The sequence below is a fragment of the Brachyspira catarrhinii genome (genome assembly GCF_005518285.1).
Classification (GTDB): domain Bacteria; phylum Spirochaetota; class Brachyspiria; order Brachyspirales; family Brachyspiraceae; genus Brachyspira; species Brachyspira catarrhinii.
In genome coordinates, this window is the sequence record NZ_SJDU01000147.1 from 1 (window position 1) to 5,460 (window position 5,460).

Below are 5,460 nucleotides of genomic sequence, written 5' to 3' on the forward strand. Positions count from 1 at the left end.
CGAAATTATAGTATGCTAATTTATAGTATTTAATCATAATTAAACTATCCATTATCTATTAACTTTATGATTAAAATATAGCATGAATTAAAAAATATGTCAATAGTTTAATCAAAAAATTTTTTTTATTTTTTGTCATTAAAAAATAAAGAATTCTTAATTTTTTTAATAAAAAATAATAAAGCTATTTTTAATTATTACGAAAATAAAAAAGAATAATTATATTTTTTATCGGCGAAAGTCGTAAGGAGATAAAAATGAGAGTTACAGAACAAGCCCAATTTAATAGAACGGTTAGCAATATAAAAAGAAATTATACGGAACTCGAGGCTTCACAAACGAGATTATCGACTGGACAGAGAGTTCAATATCCTCATCAAAATGTTACTTCAACGATTAATTCGATTTATTATAGAACGAGAATGTCTTCTTTGAATAGATATCAAAATAATATCGTTGACGGAAAAGAGAGATTAAATGTGGCTCATGATTCTATGAGTTCAATAACTCAAGCTTTAGCGAGAGCGAGAGATTTGGCGGTTCAAGGAGCGAACAGCACATATTCCGCCGAAGATAGAAATAAAATGGCAATGGAAATAGAAGAAATGCTTGAAAGAGTTTACGATATTTCAAAAACTCAAAGCAAGGGAGAATTTATATTTTCTGGAACAAGCGTAAAAACAGAGCCTTTTAGAGCTTTTTATTCGCATGACGAAAAAGCGGGACGCTCGATAATAAAATCCGTTATGTATGAAGGAGACGCGAATAAACAAAATAGAGAAGTTGAAAACGGACAATATATTAATGTGGGAACTCCGGGAAATTATATATTCTGGGGAACAAATATGGAAATAATGTCGACTACGGATGCGGCAAATTATATAGCTTCGGAAAATCAGGATATTATGATTGACGATATGACTATTAGCATTAAACAAGGAGACAATATAGAGGCTATAGTCGAAAGAATAAACGATGCGAACGGAAATGTCAGAGCGAGTATAGGAGATTTGAGAGGAGGCGCTAAAGTAATACAATTAAGAACTTCCACTCCTCATAAAATACTTTTACAAGATTTGGCGGGCGGAACGGTTTTGCAAGATATAGGTTTGGTTAGAGCGGGAGCGGGAAATACTTACGAAAATAATTACGAACCGAGCGCTTTGGTGACGGGAAAATCAATATTTGAAAGTTTAATATATTTAAGAGACGCTATGCTTAACGATGATGTCAGAGCGATTGGAAGCGAGGCATTGGGTTATATCGACAGTTCTATAGATAATGTATTAACCGTTCAGGCTAACGCTTCTTCAAAAGTGACAAGATTGGATATGGGACTTACGAATTTTGAAGACCAGAAATTAGCGATAGAAGAGGCTTTGGCAAAAAACGAAAATATAGATTATGCCGAAGAGATTGTAAATTTCAATTTGTGGCAATATGTTCATAACGCTTCTTTGCAAACTGCGGGAAGATTATTAGGCAGAAGTCTTATGGACTATTTGAGATAATAAATTTATTAGTCGTAGCCTTATTTAATTTTTAATCGAAGGAATTTAATTTATGCCTGAAATAGAATCCAGAATATTGGGTAAAATAGAAGTTTCCGATAAAACTCTCTACCATCTTAACGGAAGCATTTTGGCTTTTGAAGATTACGATGAATTTTATCTCGTAAATATGGACAAAGAAGGAACTTATAAGATACTTCAATCTAAAGACGATAAAAATATTTGCTTTATACTTATCGACCCTTTTTTGGTATTCAAAGATTATCAACCCGAAATACATGACGAAGATATAAAATCGTTAAATATAGAAAGCGAATCGGATATATATTTATTAACTATAGTAACCGTCCCAAACGGCGATTTAAAATCTATGACGGCAAATCTTATAGCGCCGATAGTTTTTAATATCAAAAATCATAAAGCGAAACAATGCGCATCTTTGGGAGACAAATATACGACAAAACATTTTATACTGTCCGAAGACGATAATAATGATAACGAAAACAATAAAAGGGAAAAAAAATAAATGCTTGTGCTTTCGCGAAAAATTAATCAAAGTATAGTCATCGGAGACAATATAGAAATAATGCTTGTCGATATAAGAGGCGACCAAATAAAACTCGGAATAAACGCTCCGAAAACGGTTAAAATTTTTAGAAAGGAAGTTTACGAAGAAGTTGAAAATCAAAATCGCGAAGCGGCAAAATCCACCATAGAAGAATTAAATATTTTAAGTTCTTTCGTTAAAAATAAATTGGAAAATAATAAATAATTTTTATTATTCTTTCTTTATCTGGTTTTATTAAAATAAATTCATTTTAATATTGATTTTTTTCTTATATGTATTATTATATAAGTAATTAATTTTTTATAAAGAGAGAGCGTATGTTTTTTAAAAGATTAGGTTTATTTATTATTTTTATAAGTTTATTTTCAAATATATCCGCATTTGCTCAAAACGGAAAATTAACTAAAGACGAAAGAGCGCTTTTGGATGCTGCCAAAACGGGAAAAGTTAAAAATGTGGAAAGGCTTTTGAAGAAAGATATAAATATAAATGTTGCCGATACGGAAGGAGCGAAAAACACCGCTTTAATATACGCCGCGGGTTCTGGACATAAAGATGTAGTAAAAACTCTCGTTGATGCGGGAGCGGATATTAACGCGAGAAACAAAGACGGAGAGACGGCGATTATAAAAAGCGTATTTGCTATAAATTTTGAACAAATAAACGGAAAGAATTATAATAATTATAACGAAATAATAGATATACTTATAAACGAAAACGCCAATCTAAAATATGAAACCTCGAATAAACAAACCGCTTTGATGCTCGCTCCCAACGGATTGAGAAGCAAATTGATAAAGAAAGTTAAAGATAATAGAGGAAATGTAAAAGACGCTTTCGGAGATTATCCTTTAATTTACGCGGCTTCCAAAAACGATATTTATTTACTCAGAACATTAATAAGCGAAAGAGCCGATATTAACGAACAGGACGAAAAAGGCGATACTGCTTTAATGATAGCTTCTTTTTGGGGAAGATATTCCATAGCTAAAGCTTTGATAGACGGAAAAGCGAAACTAAATATTACGAATAAAAAAGGAGACAGCGCTTTAAAAAACGCCGTTTACAATAAACATTATAATATAGCGGACGCTTTAATAAAGGCGAAAGCGGATTTAAATATAAAGATTGGGAATGAAAATCTTTTATTATATTTGTCTAAAAATGCAAGCAATTACGATTATAGCGGAAGTATAAGAAATATGATTACGGCGGGAGTCGATGTAAACGCGAAAGATGAAAACGGAAACACTGCTTTAATCAATATAGTGTCGGGAAATGAAGATAGAAATCAATTAAAGAAAATGCGGGCAGTTATAAGCGGAAGAGCGAATGTTAATATTCAAAATAAAGACGGACTCACGGCGTTAATGTTAATCGCAACGGACGGAGACGAAGCTATAGTTAGAGCGCTCATTTCTGCAAGAGCAAATTTGGATGTTGAAGATAGAGACGGAAACACGGCGTTAATATACGCAATTCAAAATAATAATGTCGGAGGAGCTAAAGCTATAATAAGGGGAAAACCTAATTTAAATAAACAAAATAAAGACGGAAATACAGCGTTAATGATAGCTTCGGAAAAAGGTCTTGAAGAATTAGTTCGAAATTTAATATCGGCAAAAGCAAATTTAGATATGCAAAATAATAAAGGCGATACGGCTTTACTTTTAAGCGTTTATAATAAAAAAAATAATGTCGTAAAAATTCTTATAGACGCTGGAGCCGATATTACCGTAAAAAATAAAGAAAATAAAGATATATTAGCCGTTATAAGAAGAGGATACGATTATTTAAACATCATAGAAATTGTTTCTCCTATAAGTTTAAAAGAAGAAAATTTTATAGATTATGCTAAAAGCGATATAAACGGCGTTAAAAATCTTTTAAATGATAAATCGATAAATATAGACGCTCAAAATAAATTCGGGGATACGGCTTTAATAAAAGCTTCTTTCAACGGACAAAGCGATATAGTTTCAATGTTGCTTGACGCGAATGCGGGATTAAATTTTCAAGATAATTTCGGGCATACCGCTTTAATAGACGCTTCAAGGCAGGGATACGATGAAGTCGCAAAACAACTTATAGACGCGAAAGCCAATTTGAATATTCAAAATATTTACGGGAAAACCGCCTTAATACTCGCTTCGTTTTACAATCATTCGGATATTGTAAAATTGCTTGTCGATGCGGGCGCAAACAAAAATATAAAAGATAATGACGGAAAAACAGCTTTAATGTATGCGAGAGAAAAAGGCTATAGCGATATAGTAAATTTATTAAGATAAAATAATTAAAAAATTTAGTTGTTAAAAATAAATTTTTGTATTGACATTTTTTATTAAATATACTATAATTATTCTAAATTGATAAAATTATTAAAACTAAAAAAGGAATTTTGAAAAATGAGCGGATGTAAATTCTACAATACAAGCCATAATTATAATTTTTGGCTGTTTTTTCATTGCAAAACTAAAAAATTATTACGGGCATTTAAACGCTTTCTTTGGCGTGAAAGTCTATCTACTTCGATTTATTCTATAGAGGAGGTTTCGTTATGATTAAACTCTTTCAAAAGTCCGAAACCGAAAAATATATAATAATTAAAATTCTGTTTATAAAAATAACTTTCAAAAAGAAATCTCCAAAATCGGATATAGACGCTATAGTTTGGTGGATACCTTTTAAGAATTTAAGAAATGCGATTAGGAATATTTATTATGAATATAAAAATAATCTTAATCAAGTTAATAGTAGAATTGATAATTTGAATAGGAGGTTTGACGATTTATATCCTTTTATGTGGGATAGATTTGGAAATATACAAAATGACTTTAATGAAACGAGAAAAGAAATTTATATATCGAGGCAGTTATATTCAAATAATATACAAAATTTTAATAGTCAACTTTTAGTGTCGGTTATAATTCCCGTTTACAATATTGGCGAAAAATATTTAAGGCATTGTTTGGAAAGCGTAATTAATCAAAGTTATAAAAATATAGAAATAATTATAGTTAATGATTGTTCCGCTTTTGAAGAGGACGAAAAAATAATTTTAGAATACGCAAGTAAAGATAGCAGAATAAAATATATAAAACATAAAGAAAATATGGGAGACGGAGTGGCAAGAATGACGGGACTGAAAGAAGCTAAAGGTTATTCGGTATTGTTTATGGACGGAGACGATTATGTGGCTTTGAATCTTTTGGACATCGCAATGTCGGAAATGGTAAAAAATAATGTCGATATAGTTTGTTATAATTTCTTTGTAGTGAGGGAAGAAAATAATAAAATAGAATTTAATAACTCGTATTATAAAGATGTTCCTTATCAAGTATTATACGGAGAAAGCGTTTTGGATTTATTTTGCAATTT

Annotated in this window: 5 protein-coding genes; all 5 read left to right on the plus strand. The window is 30.8% G+C overall.

The features are described 5' to 3' along the window. Window positions 1-257: 257 nt before the first annotated feature. The gene (locus EZH24_RS06650) at window positions 258-1,511 is read left to right on the plus strand and encodes a flagellar hook-associated protein 3 (protein WP_137998346.1); all 1,254 of its coding nucleotides are present in this window, start codon (window positions 258-260) and stop codon (window positions 1,509-1,511) included. Window positions 1,512-1,563: 52 nt separating this feature from the next. Further along, a complete protein-coding gene (gene fliW, locus EZH24_RS06655; RefSeq protein WP_137998347.1) occupies window positions 1,564-2,037 on the plus strand; it encodes a flagellar assembly protein FliW in 474 nt (157 codons plus the stop codon). Further along, the gene (gene csrA, locus EZH24_RS06660) at window positions 2,038-2,283 is read left to right on the plus strand and encodes a carbon storage regulator CsrA (protein WP_137998348.1); all 246 of its coding nucleotides are present in this window, start codon (window positions 2,038-2,040) and stop codon (window positions 2,281-2,283) included. Between the two features lie 113 nt (window positions 2,284-2,396). Next, entirely contained in the window at window positions 2,397-4,370 is a 1,974-nt protein-coding gene (locus EZH24_RS06665) for an ankyrin repeat domain-containing protein (protein ID WP_137998349.1), read from the plus strand. A gap of 269 nt (window positions 4,371-4,639) precedes the next feature. Continuing rightward, window positions 4,640-5,460, plus strand: an 821-nt coding sequence (locus tag EZH24_RS06670; RefSeq protein ID WP_201798574.1) for a glycosyltransferase family 2 protein, incomplete at its 3' end; no start/stop codon positions are given.